Here is a 16796-nt window from a genome sequence, read left to right as displayed (position 1 = left end):
AGAATTCAATAAAAAATGGATAAATAACAATGAGTAAAGTGGTCTTACATCAATGGGAAATTTCACCGTTCTGCAAGAAAGTTGCGCGGATGTTACAGTTTAAAGGCATTGCATTTGAAACCGTGAATTATAACGGCGTATTGGGGGCCAAAGTCCCAGGACTCAGCAAAGTCGGTAAAGTCCCTGTACTGGATATCAACGGACAACGGATTCAGGACAGTACCCGCATTGCCCGTTATCTGGATGAAGCATATCCAGATTTGCCACGGTTATATCCTGTGGAGCCACTACAAAAAGCTTATGTTGAATTGTGGGAAGACTGGTCGGACGAATTGTTATATTTCTATGAAGTGTATTTTCGGGTCAGTGATGCCGATGCCCTGAATCATGCGGTCGCGATTAGTGCGGAAGGTCGTCCCAAGCATGAGGTTGTACTGATGAAACCGTTGCTCAAAGCTGCGTTGAATCTGCAAGTGAAGATGCAAGGCACAGGACGAATGGCGAAGGCCGATATCGAGGCAGAATTTACTCGGCATTTAGAGCGGATCGAGTTGGTATTGGGCCAAACGGGCTGGCTCGTCGGTGAGAGCAAAACCATTGCCGATATTGCAGTCGGTTCTCAGCTGTTAGAAGTGATACGCACCAGTAAAATCTGGGGACCAAAAATTAACAGTTATCCGCATATTCAGCATTGGATACAACAATTATGAATCGCTCGAAGCAAGAGATAACGCAGCCAACCTCGATTGTTGCGGTGGTTGGCGTAGGGGCCGAGCAAGGCATTGGTGCAGCAGTGTGTCGCCGTTTTGCTCAAGAAAAATTCAAAGTCTATGTGGTGGGGCGAACGCTCAATAAAGTTGAAAAGGTCGCCGCAACAATCAATCGGCAAGGTGGGCAGGCTATTGCTTATGCACTGGATGCTGAAAATGAGCAGCAGGTGCGGACCTTATTTGATCATTTGAACAGTCAGCCGGAAGCATTGGCCGCGGTGATACATAATGTGGGCGGTAATATTCCTTCGATCTTTTTGCAAAGCAGTCTGAAGTTTTTTAGCCAAATGTGGCGTTCCACCTTTTTATCCGCAGTGTTGGTGGCGCAGCGTAGTCTTCCCATTTTTCAAAAACAGCAGCAGGGCACCTTGATTTTTACTGGTGCCAGTGCCTCATTGCGTGGGAAACCGTTTTTTGCAGCATTTACCATGGGTAAGTCTGCGCTGAGAAGCTATGCCTTAAATTTGGCAGCGTTGTATCGCCCGCAAAATATCCATGTGGCACATGTGGTGGTGGATGGTATGGTCGATGGTGATCGTGTCAATAAAGCCTTATGGGGCTTGGGGCGGCTGGCGCGATTAACCCGCGGTACAGGTGGTTTAAATATTGAGGCAATTGCTGAAAATTATTGGATGCTCTATCAGCAAAATGCTGATTTATGGACGCATGAACTGGATCTACGTCCTTATCAGGAGAAATTCTAAGATGAGCAAGTTGCTACCACACTGGTTGAAAGCCCAACAAAAAATGCAGGGCTGTGCGGTGATCGTGGGTAATGATGTACAAGCGTTGAGCCCGCTTTTTAGCCCTGAAATACCTGTTTATCAACTTCAACATGATGTGACCCAAACACAGCCACAGCTTGAGGTTCAAGCACAGAGGCTGATCCGTGTTCGACTAAATCTGCTTGATGCTGCTGCGCTAAAAAGTGTTATACAGCAGATTCAGAAAGCAGGGCATTTTGTCGATTTATGCATTTTTCAGCCTGACTTTGTACTGCCTGAACATAGTCATCCTTTGTCTGCTGAACAGCTTGAGAACTATTGGCAAAATACAGGCTTAACCGCGGTGAGTCTTGCCCAAGCTGTGATTCGACACATGCTGTCCAAACAACAAGGGACTTTGATTTTTTTAGGGACTCAGCAGCCCGTTCAATCGGAGCAGGATTTATTCAGCCAAAGCCTCTCTGCCAGTATTCGAGCTTTGGCACAATCCTTGGCACGAGAGTTCCATCCTAAGGGAATTCACGTGGTCTATTGTGCGCTGGCACATTGGCAAAGTACTAACCATGCATTGATGCAATCGCTACAACAGACCTGTTGGCATCTGTATCAACAACCCAAATCGACATGGAGTCAGGAGTTACGCTTAGGATTATAAAATCACGTTTATTCAAGCTTTGGGCTGAAATGCAGTATAGAGCAGGTTGATGATGTTTGAAATTTCAGTTTCATTGATGGCGGCATAGCCAAAACGGATATGAAAATGCTGATTTGATGTTTGGCTTTCAGCCGCAAAATGTGCTTCAGCATCAATATGCAACTGATTCAGAAGCTCATTATATTCAGCGCGATAGGGGAATTTGAATTTGACCCATAGCGCCATGCCTCCCAAGGGAGGGTTAATGTCTACTTGATCGTTAAATACCGCTTGGAAGCGATTCACTGCAAAATCACGCCGTTGTTGATAAATTTTGCGCATCTTGCGGATATGCCGTTTGATTTCTCCCTGTTGCATCAGTTCTGCCATCGCCAGTTCGGTGATGATATTGCCTTGTTTATCGATCAACAGAATCTCCTGATTCATGGCGTGGATGATGTCTCGATTGGCGACCACATAGCCAATCCTTAAACTCGGCGCAAACACTTTGGACAGTGAACCAATATGAATGACTTTTTCTGAATGTGGCAAACTGATCAGTGGTGGAATCGGACGGCTGTCATAATGAAATTCGTGATCGTAGTCATCTTCAATAATATAAAAATCAAAGCTTTTGGAGAGTTCTAATAATTTTAAGCGCCGATCCATCGCCATGGTCACAGTGGTAGGATATTGATGATGCGGGGTGGTATAGATTGCAGCCACAGCATGTTTTTCTAGTAGTTGTTCAAGATGTTCAATATCAAGACCGTACTGATCCAGTCGACCCCGAACGATGTGATAATGATGCGATAAAAAAGTTTCAATCGCCGGTGGATAAGACCATTGTTCCACCACAATCACCTTGCGTGGTGAGGGGTATTTGGCCAAGACACGAGCCGCTAAAAAAATCCCCATTTGGCTGCCGCGAACCACACCAATATTGTCGATTGTGGTTTTAATAAAGCGTTCCATCGACAGCATTTGCTGCAATGCCTGACGTAACTCAATACTGCCTTGTGGGTCGCCATAGCCCATGATTTGAGAACGGGTCACTCGAATTAAGGCATGTCGATAGGCTCGTGAAAATAATTCATAGGGAATGAGACGCGTATCTGGAATGCCGTCATTTTTAACTGCTGTTGGGCGAGTTGTACTCGTTGACGGATTGAGTGCTAGTGCAGCATTGATCTTTTTATGTTTTAACTCAGGCAAATTCTCTGCCACAAAGGTGCCTTGTCTTGGCTTGGAGATCAGCCAACCTTGTGCTTCTAAATCTTCATAAACCGACTGTACGGTTTTACGATTAATCTTTAATTCATCCGCCAGCGAGCGTGAGCCAGACAGACGTGAACCTGAGCTGAGCCGTCCAGACAGAATCTCTTCAATAATCTGATTGGCCAACTTGAGAAAGATGGTTTTTTCTTCTCGATCTTCAAGATGAAGACGAATCTTCCATGGCTGCTGCATGCTGATCTGGACCATATAAGTTTTAAAAACTGGATATTTTAACCCATCCACTGACTTCGTATTCTGCATCTGTCCCATCCACAAATCAACCGTAGCGAGGTGGTGTTATGCAAACCGCATTACTCAGCAAACAGCAATTGATGCAAACTGCACAGCAGAATATGAATATGATCCAAGAGATCAATTATAGTGACCGACAGAAGTTGGCTTTAACTTGTCGTATTTTATTTGATCATGGCCATGATGCAGGCTTGGCGGGGCAAATTACCTGTCGTGCCGAACAAGAAAATACCTTTATTACACAACGTTTTGGTCTGGGCTTTGACGAAATTACCGCAGCCAATTTATTGGTGGTCGATCAAGACCTCAAACCTTTAGATCAGCAAGGCATGGCCAACCCAGCCAACCGTTTTCATACTTGGATTTATCAGCAGCATCCAGAAGTGAATTGCATTATCCATACTCATCCTACTCATATTGCAGCCTTATCGATACTACGTGTGCCACTGACCATTTCGCAAATGGATACCTGTGCTCTATATGAAGATTGCTCTTTTGTCGGTGAATGGCCGGGGGTGCCTGTCGGCAATGAAGAAGGCATTTTTATTTCTGAGGCTTTGGGAAAAAATCGAGCAGTATTGTTGTCTCATCATGGTCAATTGGTGGCTGGCAAGAGCATTGAAGAAGCCTGTAATTTAGCCCTGCTGATTGAACGTGCTGCACGTTTGCAACTATTAGCGATGTCAGCAGGTCAAATCCAGCCGATTCCACATGAACTGGCAAAAGAAGCCCATGACTGGTTGTCTACTGATAAGCGCAACAAAGTCAATTTTGCCTACTTCGCACGTAAGGCGTTGAAAAACCATCAAGATTGTATCGAGGAGTAAAGCACATGAAAATTGAAGGCATTATTGCTTATCCCGTCACGCCATTTAAAGCGGGCGGGCAACAACTTGATCTTGAGGCCCTAACGATCAGTTTAAATGCATTGCTTGAATCACACTGTGATGCGATTGCACCTTTGGGTAGTGCCGGGGAAAGTGCTTATTTGTCTTGGCAGGAATGGCAGCAGGTGGCACAAACCACCATTGAGGTGGTGAATCAGCGTGTTCCGGTGATTGTTGGAATTTCTGAACTGACCACTGCGATGGCGATTCAAAAAGCCAAGAAAGCGGAAGAATTGGGCGCAGATGTGATTATGGTGATCCCAGTGTCTTACTGGAAACTCACCGATCAGGAAATTTATGATTATTATCAACAGATTGCTGAGTCAGTGAAGTTGCCGATTATGGTCTATAACAATCCAGCCACCAGTGGGATTGATATGTCACCTGAGTTGATCGTAAAAATGTTTAATGAGATCGACAATATTTGCATGGTCAAAGACAGCACTGGTGATATTCAGCGCATGCATAAATTTCATGCCTTGAGCCAAGGAAAGTTGCCATTTTATAATGGTTCTAATCCATTGGCGCTAGAAGCCTTTTGTGCTGGGGCAGCCGGTTGGTGTACTGCTGCTCCGAATTTACTCGGTGATTTGCCAAAGCAATTGTATCAAGCGATTCAACAAGCTGATCTGTCCAAAGCGCAAGCGATATTTTATCAGCAATTACCTGTGCTGAGTTTCATTGTCAAAGGGGGCTTACCGAAAACAGTGAAATCGGGACTCAATCTATTGGACTTCTCGGTTGGTTCGCCAAGACCGCCTTTGCAAAGTGCAACAGGGGCTGAAATTGAGCAATTAAAAGGCTTGATACATGCTGCGCTAAACTAGTCATTCAGTCAGGTTGAGCTTTATCGACCTGACTTCACTTGTTGCTCTCAATTCGGTTTTGAGGAAAATGGCTGCTAATCGTAATACCGATTAAACCACCAATCACCAAAATATGTTCAAGTGCAAAATACAGCGTGATCTTTGCCTGTATTGTCTGAAATCCTGCATCGTTATCAAGCATTTTGCTAAGCCATAAGCGATAAAATAACAGTGCCATACAATACCGACTCATGCGCATAACCATTGGCTTTCGAAACTTGATTTAATGAAGTATGGCATAGGCGTATTTGCTGAGTAGATTCAGATGGACTGCTGAACAACATTAAGAATGAATTGTTTAATTGCATTTGGTAATGCAGTGCCAAACCGCATAAAACCCAAATAATAATGGGGCTAATAGAGTGTATTGAAAAATTAAAGCGCGCAATAAGACATGCCCAAAACCAGCTTGAACAAAGTTTATTTTTTTGTTTTTATTTGAAATATGAAGATCATGCCTTATTTTTACAGCATGATATTCGGGATAAAATTGACAACTCAGTTTGCCCTGAACTATAAAATCTAAAGTAATCTTGACATATTCAATCATGACACTCGAACGAAAAATTGATATCAATCGAATGCTGACCGTCGGAGAAGTGGCAAAACGAAGTGGTGTCGCCGTTTCCACCCTACATTTTTATGAGTCCAAAGGACTGATTAAAAGTATTCGCACCAATGGCAATCAACGTCGTTTTCCTTTGACTGTGCTGCGCTATATCGGAATTATTAAAGTCGCGCAAAAAGTTGGCATTTCATTGGAGGAGATTAAAAAAGCGTTGAGTGTCTACCCGATAGGCAGCAAGTTAACGGCTGAGCAGTGGGCCGAATTATCGACCTGTTGGCGTAAGGACTTGGATGAGCGAATCCAAAAGCTGACTCGTTTAAGAGATGAAATGGACTGGTGTATTGGCTGTGGTTGTTTGTCTCTGGAGCAATGCCGTTTACGTAATCCCGAAGATATTCTGGCAGAAGAGGGTTCGGGTCCTCGCATTTTAGAGCGGGAACGAGATTGATTATTGGTCTAAATTGGATAGCACTTAAATACATCACTGGATTTAATAGGATTAGATGAAATAAATCCGATAAGAAATGTGACGTAAATTGTCATAAAAAGACGGTTCTGTATGGACAGTAACACGATATTCTGAGTAAAATGCGCTAAATTTAAGTAGATAATCTATAAAAAGATGGCGAATAATATCTTTCAAGCTCTAGAAAGTTTGGGCCTGACAGCACAAAAACGTGCGATTCACGCCCAGTTTTCCAACACATCTTTAAATAACCAAGTTTTCTTACAACGTATTGATGGTCTGCATCAGCTCAATCATGGGATTGATCTACAATTACTCTGTCTTTCGACCAATGCGGTCATTCCTTTAAAAAGCTTTGTTGGCAGTCAGGTGGCCATTGATATCGTGACCGATAAGGCAGAACTGACGCGTATCTCTGGGATTATTACCCAAGCCGATATTGGCGCCAGTGATGGTTCGCTGACCATTTATCGTTTAGGCGTACAAGATCCAACTGCATTATGGAAGCACCGTCGTAACAGCCGTGTTTTTATGGCGAAATCTGTTGTGGACGTTGTGCAGACCATTTTTTCTGAATGGCAGCAACGGAGTCCCTTATTTGCTTCCAGTCTGACTCTCGATAAAAGTGGACTTACTCAGGACTACGATGTCAGGCCGTTCATCATGCAACATAATGAACGGGATTTTGACTTTATTCAAAGGCTTTTGGCTTCGGAAGGCATTAGCACTTTAATTGATGAAGCACAGCTGAAAGTATCCAGTTCAAGTGAACAGATTCAGCCGCAGAAACTCAGACTCATTGATGACAATAATCAATATCAGGCCCTAGAGCGCCGTAATATTCGCTTTCATCGCAGTAGTGCGACTGAAACACAAGATAGCATCACGGCATTTGTGGCACAGCGTTCCCTGCAACCAAGCGCAGTACATGTACAGCGTTGGCAAGCGGATGCTTTAGAACAAGAAGAAGGGGCTGGCAGTGTTCAGAGTAAACATTATCAGAGCGATCAACATGATAACCAACAGCTTGCTTTAGAACAGGCGTGGCATTTTTCACCTGCCTGGATTCAGGATTTAAAAGGCGAAGATGGCGCGACCAAAGCGGGTAATGCTCAAATTGAAAAACTGAATCAGAACCTGAGCCAATATTATGACTCACAGGCCAAGCAGTTTGTTGCGACATCGACCGTTCGCGATACCCCAGTGGGTTATTGGTTTGAACTGAATGAACATCCTGAAATTGATCAGCATGATGGTGCAGACAAAGAGGGGCAATCATACCGCATCTTTAGGTTTAGCATTTTATGCGACTGAATTGATGCCACAGTATCGAGGTGGGGCATTCATTGGTCAACATGGTTCATGGAACCGTAAACCCCATAGTGGTTATAAGGTGATTTTTGTGCCGTTTAGAAGTGGTCAACCTGATGGTGAACCGCAAGATGTGTTGACAGGTTTTTTAAGTGACAAAGGACAAGCCTATGGACGACCAGTTGGTGTTGCAATCGATTTTTCGGGTGCGCTTTTAGTGGCTGATGATGTTGGGAATACGGTTTGGCGTGTATCACCGATTGCTCAGACGACTTATGAAAGCCCGATGCAGGAACACAAAACCAATGCTTTAAAATAACATTAAAGATGCAAATTCTCGCATTAGATGTAGTCTGGCTCACTCTTCTTCAACTGTTGGGTAGACAGTTATGTATTGTTTTTGTGACTTATTCTGTGTTTTTTAATTAAATGTGTGATATAAATAACACTATTCACGATAGTTAATATCGTAGTCCCATACTCTTCCCCAAGAGTTTGGGATTTTTTTTATCGTAGAAATGCTTGAACGATCCATTTTAGCTGATCTGAGTAGTGTCGATACAGGGAATAGGGATTGCTTAGGTTTTGGAAAAGGTCTGAAAAACGTATTTTCCAGACCTGAATTGAAGTGGGCAGATTATTTCTTTTGTTTAAAACGATAGTTACATTTCAGACAGCGATAATCCTGAAAAATATTCTTGTCGACCATGACGCCTGCCTTTTTCCCAAAAATATTACCCACAACACCACCAGTAATGCCTGCGCTGATCGCACCGACAAAGGTTCCAACCGTTCCACCAACAATTACACCTAAAGGACCAGCAACGGTGCCAATCGCTGCGCCAACAGAAGCACCACTTGCTGCACCACCAACAGTCCCAGCCGTTGTTCCTGCGGCCATCAGTAACACGCCACCTGTTGTTCTCAGTAATTTGTCATGATTACGTGTTTCAATTTCAGTCGAACCACATTTAGGGCATTCGATTGGTTTTTCCATAAAACGATCTATCCTGTCTTTCTTGATTGGGTGACTAAGTTGATTTTGCTTAGTCAGAGCAGTGAGTCTACATTATACTTTAGGAGAAAATATGTTTGTGCTGAAGGCAATTGACAACATCACTTTACAGTTTTGATTCTAGCGGAACAATGACATAAGTATTTATAGTTCATGTAAATGCTTTTGGCTTTGCTGTGCCATCCAGATGCTGACTTTTTCTCATCAGCATTCATTGTGATTGAGCTCAATCAAGTTGAGAAGAATAGATTGCAACGGAATTACTTATTCTTCAAGATCAAATCCTTATGAGGAAGCACTAAGCAGATTAAGTATGAATGGCTTTCTTCAATTCGACTGTTTTATGTGAAAAATGGCTGAGTTGCAAAGCCAGCTCTTCAGCCTGTAGATAAGCATTTGCTAGAGACTTTAGATGCCGATCATCGGCAAATTCCTGATATTCAGCTGCAATTTCATAGATTTTTTCTACACCTAAATATTTGCTGACTGTATATAGGTGTGGAGCCAGATGACTCATTTGTTCTCTAATCCCACCTTTTTCAAAACCGAATTCCCCACTAGAGCTAATAATGACCAGCGTTTTGCCTGATAAAAGCGGTTGTAATGGGAAATCGCCCCGCGAAAGATCAAAATCAAAGGTCTTATTCACTCGGGCGATTTGATCAAACCATGCTTTTAACTGAGCAGGCATGCCATAGTTGTACATCGGTGAGGAAATGACAATCAGGTCAGCCACGACAATTTCAGCAATCAGTTGATCTGAAAGCGTTAAGAGTTCCTTTTGTTCAGTGGTTCTTTTTTCTTCTGGTGTAAATGCTGCTCCCATCCAGGCTTGAGTAATAAAAGGTGGTGGATTAATACCGATATCACGATAGATATATTCATCTATAAGGGAATGTTTTTCCCAAGTCTGGATAAAGCGATGGGCAATATTCTTTGAAATAGAATTATGACTTGGGTTTGGATTGGTTATGTTACGAATACTGGCATCGATATGTAATATTGTGCTCATTTAAAATGACCTTTAGGCGTTAAACAAGCACTCATTTTGAAATTAAAAATCTCCCTCGACAAACGAGTAAATTACAGTTATAGATGATTTTATTTCATCTATATGTTTTGGGGAGTGAACAATGCAAGTTTCATTACCAGCATTAAAAGCATTTGAATCAGCTGCCCGTTTAGGCAGTTTTAAATTGGCGGCTGAAGAGCTTGCACTGACACCGACAGCAATTTCGCATCATATTGCGAATCTTGAAGCGCGGTTCAATGTGGATTTATTCCACAGAGAAGTCAGAAAAATTGTACTCACAGAAGTCGGAGAGAGATTAGCAAAGCAAATTTCTGCAGGATTCAGGACAATTGAGGATGCTGTAAATGAGCTGGGACAGGTCAGCCATGCGATTCGCATAAGTACCACCTCTTCATTGGCAGCACTGGTTTTAATTCCGGCATTGCATGAATTTTCAGAACATCGTCCAGAGCTTTCGGTTGAAGTTTCCACAGGGGAAGCATTAGACAATCAGCTCTATCATTTACCGATTCGTTTGGGCAATACCAAGGCTGTTCCAGCATCTGAAATTATTCGCTACGAAACATTTAATCTATACGGCAGACAGCAGATCGATCTGTTAAACGCGAATGATGCGCCACTGGTTGTTTTTACCACGGCTTGGAAAAATAAAGCTTTGGCTGCACCGCCCTTAGAACAATGGTGTAGGCAAAATGGTATCGCCTTATCGAAGATTGTGGTGAAAAGCTTTGATCAAGAGCTATTTGGCATTCAGGAGGCATTGGCAGGAAATGGCTGGGTATTTGCTTCTAGTACCTTGATGAACCGATTACTGAAACAGCAACAGATCCAGCAATGTCAGACCCAGTCAATTCAATCTGATCTCTGCTATTACGTTCCAAATAAAGAAAATATTCACCATCAAAAAATGAATGATTTTATTGCATGGCTAATGCAAAAATTAAATCAATAATCGAGCTGAAGACTCAGTACGGCGTTTGGATGTCATATTGAGTCAGCTGCGACAAGCAGGGCGTGGTTTTATGGCAAGAAGGTTTCTTGCAGATAACTCCACAGCATTTTGCCATCAATCTCTTCAATGAGTGCGCATGAGCGTCGAATCAGAACACCAGAGGCTTTGCTATGCTTTTCCGTATAGGTCAGCACAATTGTATCGGGCTTTTGCATCAAGACCTGTTCGTCATAGATTTCAATCTGGATATCGGGCATTTTGCCCTGATTATTGGCAAATAAGCCTTTTACTTGTTCGAGTGAAATACGCTTGCCTGCCGCACCGACCATTTCAAAATGATCAGCAAAATAGGCGATCAGTCGGGGAAGGTCTTGTTCAGCATGTTTGCCACTAAAAATGTTTTCAATCAGCACGTGCATGCTATGAATGCTTTCGATTGCTTGTTCTTTTACAAGGGCCATATTCATTTCCATTGAGAATACATTGAGTTTATTTTAAACCAAAAATAAATGTAAAATTCAATATAATTTTAAATTAAATTATTCGCTGAATGGTTAGAATTAAAATTGAGTTTAGCGAGATAATATAAGAAATATTTGTTTTATCATAGGCTTAAATTATATTTTTGAGTGACAGGAAATAATAGCCAAAAACCATAGCTCAAAAAAGGTATGACTATATACCTTAAATATTATGGAAAATTACATGTAAAAATAATAATTATAGGAGAGGATTAAGGCCTATTGAAAAATTGACCAGAAAAGGGGATGTGTTCTGGTCTTTTATGCTTTCAAGAGGCAAATGGATTAGAAAAATGGCATGGACAAGGAAGAACAATGGATAAGCATTCAACTGAGCCGAAACAAGCTCAATCAAATCTCTATGCATGGTATGTGGTTTTGCTCTGCATGCTGGCTTATATCTTTTCATTTATTGATCGGCAAATACTGGCGCTGATGATCGAGCCGATTAAAGCAGATCTCGGACTTTCAGATACGCAGTTTAGTTTATTACACGGTTTGGCTTTTTCACTGTTTTATGCCTTTATGGGCTTACCTTTGGCCTATCTGGCAGACCGTTTTTCACGACCAAAAATCATTGCCATCGGGGTGGTCTTTTGGAGTATTGCAACGGCATTTTGTGGGCTGAGTAAGAACTTTGTTCAGCTATTTTTCAGTCGTATGGGAGTGGGTGTAGGTGAGGCTGCTTTGTCTCCAGCAGCCTATTCAATGTTTAGTGATATGTTTAGTAAGGATAAGCTTGGACGTGCTGTTGCAGTGTATTCAATTGGTTCTTTTGTCGGCGGCGGGATCGCTTTTCTAGTCGGTGGCTATGTGATTGGCTTACTGAAAAATATGGATAGCATCATGGTTCCGGTTTTTGGTGCGCTTAAGGCATGGCAAGCGGCCTTTATTATTGTGGGTCTACCGGGTGTCTTTATTGGTCTATTGGTTTTACTCACCGTGAGAGAGCCACAACGTAAAGGTCAGCGTCTCAATGCACAGGGGCAAGTAGAAAAAACCAGTATGAAGGATGCATTCAAGTTTATTAAAAAGCATGGTCGCACCTTCAAATGTCATTACTTAGGTTTTACTTTTTACGCGATGGCGTTGTATTGCCTGATCAGTTGGTCACCTGCATTCTATATGCGTAAGTTTGGTTTAACACCGACCGAAGCAGGTTATATGCTCGGGAGTGTATTATTGGTGGCCAATATTCTAGGCGTATTTTGTGCGGGTTGGCTGAATGACTGGTTTATTCAAAAAGGCCGTAAAGATGCGCCGATGATTACAGGTGTGATTGGGATTGTTGGGTTAATTTTACCAATCATGATCTTTACTCAGGTCAATGAACTATGGCTATCAGTGGTGTTTTTAGTCCCTGCGATGTTCTTTGCTTCATTCCCGATGCCGATTTCAACCACGGCCATGCAAATGTTGGCGCCGAACCAGTTACGCGCACAAATCTCAGCGGTATTCCTATTGATCAGTAATCTGGTTGCCGTTGGGATTGGCACCACATTGGTGGCACTCATTACCGATAAGGTGTTTGAAAATCCGCTCATGGTCGGCATGTCACTGTCGATTGTGGGCACGATTTCTTGTGTGTTGGCCTTTATCCTATTGAAAAAAGGCTGTCAGGCATTTAGTGACAGTATGCAGCAGGAACATGCATCTTGATTTGATGCTGCACTGAGTAGGTCACAGGCCCATTCATGGTAATGGGCTTTGTGCTTGCTTTGGTTGATTCATCACAAGGGAGTGAAATGATGCAAACAACTTTGAAACTGGATCATCTGCATTATCTGGATGAGTTGTTATTATTTAAATCTGATGATTATCAAACCATTAAAGATCGAATCAGTTACTATCTCTGCCCGCATCGCTTTGATGTTGAGACACATGAGCCATTAAATACTCGATTAAACGGTTTTAGTTTTGGTCGTGGTGCATTGTATGACCTGAAATATAGTGCGCCCGTCATGATCAATATTGAAGATAGCGCCGATTTTTATTTATTTCGAATCACACTGGAAGGACAATGCCAGATTGGATTCGATCAGCACAAAATCATGCAATCGGTTGGGGTGATGTCAGTGACTCATCCGCATACGCGACAGCAGATCATTACCAATCAGCATTGCCGTAATATTATTTTAAAACTGGCACAGCAGGATATCGAGACCCAGTTGTTTAACATGTTGGGGCATTGTAGCCAAGAACCCCTGCGTTTTGATCCTTCTTTATCATGTAGTGCTGAAGGTATGGATGCGATCATTGAAACGCTGAATTATCTGTGTCATGCCTATTACCATATTCAGAACTGGAGCTTTATTTCAGCCAGTTTTAGCCAGTATTTGATTGAACTCATTTTGTTGAAAATTCCGAATAATTATACTGAACGCTTGAATGCCCAACGGCAACAGCTGCTGCCAAGCTATATTAAAAGAGCACAGCAATATATTCGGGAACATGTACAACAGGCCATTTCATTGTCTGATCTCGGTCAGTATTGCGAGGTGTCGATAAGAACCTTGCAAAAAGGCTTTAGTCAGTATCTACAGCAAAGCCCAGTGGAATATATCCGTGAGCAACGCTTGGAACGGGTGCATTGGGCTTTGCAGCATGCACAGGCAGATGAAACCGTCACCGATATTTTACTGGAGCATGGCATCCAAAGTTTTGGACATTTCTCCAGTCTATATAAAAAACGCTACGGCTGCTTACCTTCGCATACTTTAAAAAAGGATGCTGTGTCAGTGAATTAAATGGATGCGTAAATGGAATAATGCTTGCGTATTTGGATAAGCCTGTTTGTTGTGACTGTCCTATGCTGAATTGAAAATCAATCAGCAGGAACGCATATGAAAATTACAGTACTTGGTGGTGGGCACGGATGTTATGCCGCAGCAGTCGAAATGGCAGAGAAAAGTCATGACGTGGTGTTATGGCGTCGTGATAGAGAAGCTTTGCAGCAGCTTGCTGCAACGCGCGAGCTTAAGATCAAAGATTATCAGGGTGAGCGCTCAGTAAGTGTTGGCTTTGAAAACAGCCAGATCAAGCTATCAGATCATTTAGAAAAAGCCATTCAGCATGCCGAACTGATCATTATTCCTTTACCTGCCACCACGCATCAGGACTTGGCCAAGCAGGCGGCGCCGTTTTTTCAAGCAGGACAAGTGGTGTATTTACCACCAGCGACCTTTGGTAGCTTTATCTTTGCCAAAGCCATGCGAGAGGCCGGTAACAATGCCCAAGTCGCATTTGCTGAAACTGGAACCTTACCTTATTTGGTGCGTAAGCATGGGGTCAATCAGATCGTGGTCAGTGCTTATGCGACCCGTTTACCGACTGGGGTTTTTCCAAGTGCCTTGTCTGAACAGGCATTTCAAGTTCTCAAACAGGCTTATCCAAGTGTAGAACCGATTGAAGACAGCCTCAGTGGTGCTTTGATGAATGCAGGGCCAATTATTCATCCACCGTTGATTCTAATGAATGCTGGACCGCTGGAACATTTTGAAGCTTGGGATATTCACCATGAGGGTACACAGCCCTCAATCCGCCGTGTCACCAATCAGTTGGATGCAGAACGTATGCAAGTTCGGGAAGCACTTGGCTATGCTGCACCGCATTTCCCTTTAGCCGATCACTACAACATAGAGGGTGAAGGTGAGGAGTGGATGTATGGACGCGGAGCACATGGCAAATTAACCGATAGTGGTGACTGGCGTGAAGACATCGACCTGCAGTCACATCGTTATATGCTGGAAGATACGCGTTTAGGATTATCGTTTTTAGTATCTGTAGGTCGTTGGGCGGAGGTGGCTACACCTGTAGCGCAAGGATTATTAAATATTGCTTCTGCGGTGACTGGCAAGGATTTGTATCAGGACGGGCGGACTTTTGAGAGCCTAGGATTGGCAGAGAAAAGCAAAGCCGAGTTGCACGTGATTTTGCAGCAAGGGGTCTAGGATGAGCACAATTCAACAAGTTGCGGTATTGGGTGCTGGGCGAATGGGCAAAGCGATTGCGATAGCCTTTGCCTATGCAGGACTGAAAGTGGATTTGATTGATGCCAGAGAGCGTAGTGAAGTTGAGTTCGGGCAATATCAGAGCCAGATTCAAGCTGATTTGCAGCAGGAGTTAGGGTTACTTGAACAGATTCAATTTATTCAGCCTGAACAACAGCTTTTTATTCTGGATCAGATTACGATTCTGAGTCGAGCTGGCTCCGTACAGCGCTTAGCAGGCTGTGAGCTTGTAATGGAAGCCGTGCCAGAAGTGAAACCAGTCAAACAGGAAATTTTTGCTTGGTTAGACCAATACATTTCGCCTCATTGTATTGTGGCGTCGACCACTTCTACTTTTCTGGTCACTGATATTGCAGAGATGATTTCACAGCCTGAACGGGTGCTCAATGCCCATTGGCTGAATCCTGCCTATCTGATTCCTTTGGTGGAATTAAGTCGTTCAGAGCAAACTTCTGAGCGCGTGGTTGCGCAACTGAAAAGCTTTTTACAGTTGATTGGGAAAGTCCCTGTGGTGTGTCATGCCAAAGCAGGCTATATCGTGCCACGGATTCAGGCCTTGGCAATGAACGAAGCGGCACGGATGGTGGAAGAAGGTGTAGCCTCGGCGGAGGATATTGATATCGCGATTCGGACAGGTTTTGGTTTGCGCTTTTCGGTATTGGGCTTACTGGAATTTATTGACTGGGGCGGTGGCGATATCCTGTACTATGCCTCGCAATATTTACAAAAAGAGCTGGGTGATCGTTATCGAACACCTGAAATTATTGCTGAGAATATGCGACAGCAACGCAATGGTTTACGGGAGCAGCAGGGTTTTTATGACTATCAGCAGGTCGATATTCCTGCCTATAAGCAACAGGTTTTGCATACTTTTTCAGATCGGATTGCCGCAAATCAGCTGAAGCCGCCGTTTAATATTTTAAATCAGTAACCGGCTCGATTCGAAGCTTTGCCCATCTCTGTATAGACATGGGCTTTTGTTGTTGTCTTAACTTGAGGGCATTAAATCAAATAGCTTTTTCAATTGACCGTTGAGCTGGTGCAGTTCAGCATCGTCAAAGGCATTCAGAATCCCAGATAAAGTGACCTGACTGATCTGGTTAATTTGCTCAACCATCTCTTTACCTTTGTCAGTGAGTTTCACCATTGAGATGCGTTCATCTGACTCTGATGAGAACACCTGCACGATATCATCTTCAACCAGACGATAAATGGCTTTGGTCGCCGTGGTCAGCTTGAGGGTAGAGAGGTTGGCAATCTCGGTAATACTGGCTTGTTGCAGCGCATTGGTACTTAAAATAATTTTACGACGAGTATTGTCGATGCCTAGTTTTTTAATTGATTTTTCAATAAGCTGCGTGTATTTCCCATTCACTTGCGAGATCCAGAAAAAAGGATAGCTTTGTAAGCTGCTCGGTTCATTGTTGGGTAGAAATTGTTCTAAATGAGTAAGCATAGCCAAATCATTACTTTTATAAAAATGGACATTCAGCATTATACAAAAATTG

At 43.0% G+C, this 16796-nt stretch carries 17 protein-coding genes and 2 pseudogenes; 13 read left to right on the top strand and 6 right to left on the bottom strand.

All coding sequences use genetic code 11. The features are described 5' to 3' along the window. Nucleotides 1-29 precede the first annotated feature (29 nt). From NQU59_RS16950 to NQU59_RS16940, 3 genes are read left to right on the top strand one after another with little or no spacing between them, the layout of a single operon-like run. Nucleotides 30-710: a glutathione S-transferase family protein gene (locus NQU59_RS16950; protein WP_005239036.1), complete on the top strand. Its 681-nt coding sequence runs from the start codon at nucleotides 30-32 to the stop codon at nucleotides 708-710. Continuing rightward, nucleotides 707-1474, top strand: a complete 768-nt coding sequence (locus NQU59_RS16945) for an SDR family NAD(P)-dependent oxidoreductase (protein ID WP_257064176.1) — start codon at nucleotides 707-709, stop codon at nucleotides 1472-1474. The genes NQU59_RS16950 and NQU59_RS16945 overlap by 4 nt, the downstream gene beginning before the upstream one ends. 1 nt (nucleotide 1475) lies before the next feature. Beyond that, on the top strand, nucleotides 1476-2150 hold the full coding sequence (locus NQU59_RS16940; protein ID WP_257064175.1) for an SDR family NAD(P)-dependent oxidoreductase: 675 nt from the start codon (nucleotides 1476-1478) through the stop codon (nucleotides 2148-2150). 12 nt (nucleotides 2151-2162) lie between these two features. On the opposite strand, the gene pdxR is transcribed toward NQU59_RS16940, so the two are convergent. Further along, nucleotides 2163-3668, bottom strand: coding sequence for a MocR-like pyridoxine biosynthesis transcription factor PdxR (gene pdxR, locus NQU59_RS16935; RefSeq protein WP_257064174.1), 1506 nt, complete (start codon nucleotides 3666-3668; stop codon nucleotides 2163-2165). A gap of 38 nt (nucleotides 3669-3706) precedes the next feature. On the opposite strand from pdxR, the gene NQU59_RS16930 reads away from it, so the two are divergent. Both NQU59_RS16930 and NQU59_RS16925 read left to right on the top strand, forming a co-directional pair. Next, complete coding sequence (locus NQU59_RS16930) at nucleotides 3707-4486, top strand: aldolase (protein ID WP_257064172.1); 780 nt, start codon at nucleotides 3707-3709, stop codon at nucleotides 4484-4486. 5 nt (nucleotides 4487-4491) lie between these two features. Then, nucleotides 4492-5373 (top strand): dihydrodipicolinate synthase family protein, encoded by an 882-nt coding sequence (locus tag NQU59_RS16925; protein ID WP_257064170.1) that lies wholly within the window; start codon nucleotides 4492-4494, stop codon nucleotides 5371-5373. A 34-nt stretch (nucleotides 5374-5407) separates the two neighbouring features. Here NQU59_RS16925 and NQU59_RS16920 read toward each other — a convergent pair whose 3' ends face one another. After that, entirely contained in the window at nucleotides 5408-5590 is a 183-nt protein-coding gene (locus NQU59_RS16920; RefSeq protein WP_005239030.1) for a hypothetical protein, read from the bottom strand. 370 nt (nucleotides 5591-5960) lie between these two features. Here NQU59_RS16920 and soxR point away from each other — a divergent pair, with 370 nt between their 5' ends. From soxR to NQU59_RS16905, 3 genes and pseudogenes are all read left to right on the top strand, one after another. Next, nucleotides 5961-6428, top strand: a complete 468-nt coding sequence (soxR, locus tag NQU59_RS16915) for a redox-sensitive transcriptional activator SoxR (protein ID WP_005239029.1) — start codon at nucleotides 5961-5963, stop codon at nucleotides 6426-6428. A 174-nt stretch (nucleotides 6429-6602) separates the two neighbouring features. Further along, nucleotides 6603-7715, top strand: a pseudogene (locus NQU59_RS16910) (phage late control D family protein); the annotation flags it as partial. Between the two features lies 1 nt (nucleotide 7716). Then, nucleotides 7717-8076: pseudogene (locus NQU59_RS16905) on the top strand (sorbosone dehydrogenase family protein); the annotation flags it as partial. 318 nt (nucleotides 8077-8394) lie between these two features. Here the strand turns inward: NQU59_RS16905 and NQU59_RS16900 are convergent. Both NQU59_RS16900 and NQU59_RS16895 read right to left on the bottom strand, forming a co-directional pair. After that, entirely contained in the window at nucleotides 8395-8754 is a 360-nt protein-coding gene (locus NQU59_RS16900; RefSeq protein ID WP_005273589.1) for a hypothetical protein, read from the bottom strand. Nucleotides 8755-9079: 325 nt separating this feature from the next. After that, a complete protein-coding gene (locus tag NQU59_RS16895; RefSeq protein WP_257064169.1) occupies nucleotides 9080-9784 on the bottom strand; it encodes an FMN-dependent NADH-azoreductase in 705 nt (234 codons plus the stop codon). Between the two features lie 121 nt (nucleotides 9785-9905). Between NQU59_RS16895 and NQU59_RS16890 the strand changes: the two genes are divergently transcribed. After that, nucleotides 9906-10757 (top strand): LysR family transcriptional regulator, encoded by an 852-nt coding sequence (locus tag NQU59_RS16890; protein ID WP_257064168.1) that lies wholly within the window; start codon nucleotides 9906-9908, stop codon nucleotides 10755-10757. A gap of 68 nt (nucleotides 10758-10825) precedes the next feature. On the opposite strand, the gene NQU59_RS16885 is transcribed toward NQU59_RS16890, so the two are convergent. After that, nucleotides 10826-11218: a DUF4440 domain-containing protein gene (locus tag NQU59_RS16885; RefSeq protein WP_257064167.1), complete on the bottom strand. Its 393-nt coding sequence runs from the start codon at nucleotides 11216-11218 to the stop codon at nucleotides 10826-10828. Between the two features lie 375 nt (nucleotides 11219-11593). Between NQU59_RS16885 and NQU59_RS16880 the strand changes: the two genes are divergently transcribed. From NQU59_RS16880 to NQU59_RS16865, 4 genes are all read left to right on the top strand, one after another. Beyond that, nucleotides 11594-12937 (top strand): spinster family MFS transporter, encoded by a 1344-nt coding sequence (locus NQU59_RS16880; RefSeq protein WP_257064166.1) that lies wholly within the window; start codon nucleotides 11594-11596, stop codon nucleotides 12935-12937. Nucleotides 12938-13026: 89 nt separating this feature from the next. Beyond that, entirely contained in the window at nucleotides 13027-14025 is a 999-nt protein-coding gene (locus tag NQU59_RS16875) for an AraC family transcriptional regulator (RefSeq protein ID WP_257066342.1), read from the top strand. Nucleotides 14026-14121: 96 nt separating this feature from the next. After that, complete coding sequence (locus NQU59_RS16870; protein ID WP_257064165.1) at nucleotides 14122-15228, top strand: NAD/NADP-dependent octopine/nopaline dehydrogenase family protein; 1107 nt, start codon at nucleotides 14122-14124, stop codon at nucleotides 15226-15228. A 1-nt stretch (nucleotide 15229) separates the two neighbouring features. Continuing rightward, nucleotides 15230-16219, top strand: coding sequence for a 3-hydroxybutyryl-CoA dehydrogenase (locus NQU59_RS16865; RefSeq protein WP_257064164.1), 990 nt, complete (start codon nucleotides 15230-15232; stop codon nucleotides 16217-16219). A 57-nt stretch (nucleotides 16220-16276) separates the two neighbouring features. On the opposite strand, the gene NQU59_RS16860 is transcribed toward NQU59_RS16865, so the two are convergent. Then, nucleotides 16277-16744, bottom strand: a complete 468-nt coding sequence (locus tag NQU59_RS16860) for a MarR family winged helix-turn-helix transcriptional regulator (RefSeq protein WP_010589967.1) — start codon at nucleotides 16742-16744, stop codon at nucleotides 16277-16279. Between the last annotated feature and the right edge of the window lie 52 nt (nucleotides 16745-16796).

Origin of the sequence: Acinetobacter colistiniresistens (assembly GCF_024582815.1) — a bacterium.
Lineage (GTDB): Bacteria > Pseudomonadota > Gammaproteobacteria > Pseudomonadales > Moraxellaceae > Acinetobacter.
The sequence above is the reverse complement of the archived record's forward strand: the minus strand, read 5'-3'. Positions and strand labels throughout refer to the sequence as shown.